Origin of the sequence: Pseudomonas sp. 2822-15 (assembly GCF_002742515.1) — a bacterium.
Taxonomy (GTDB): domain Bacteria; phylum Pseudomonadota; class Gammaproteobacteria; order Pseudomonadales; family Pseudomonadaceae; genus Aquipseudomonas; species Aquipseudomonas salomonii.
In genome coordinates, this window is sequence record NZ_LJRY01000444.1 from 1 (window position 1) to 229 (window position 229).

The 229-nt window shown below is 34.5% G+C and carries 1 protein-coding gene; it reads left to right on the plus strand.

What is annotated here, in order from left to right; genetic code table 11:
- Positions 1-31: 31 nt before the first annotated feature.
- Positions 32-229: glutaredoxin family protein (locus AOA59_RS31765; protein ID WP_099490155.1), on the plus strand; the 198-nt coding region annotated here is incomplete at its 3' end.

A 229-nucleotide genomic window follows, 5' to 3' on the forward strand; every position in this document is an offset into this window, starting at 1 on the left:
AATCAATATAATGTGGGAAGGGGCAGGTTTTATGAACAATAAAGCAATTGTTTACTCTACTGATGACTGTATAGAATGTGAGTACGTCAAAAAAATGCTAGAAAACGAAGGTATTCCTTATGAGGTGAGGGATGTGCAAAAGGTAGAGAAATATCAAAAAGAAGTGGAGAAATTTGGATTTTTAGGGGTTCCAGTAACTGTTTTAGGAGATAAAGCAGTAAAAGGATTT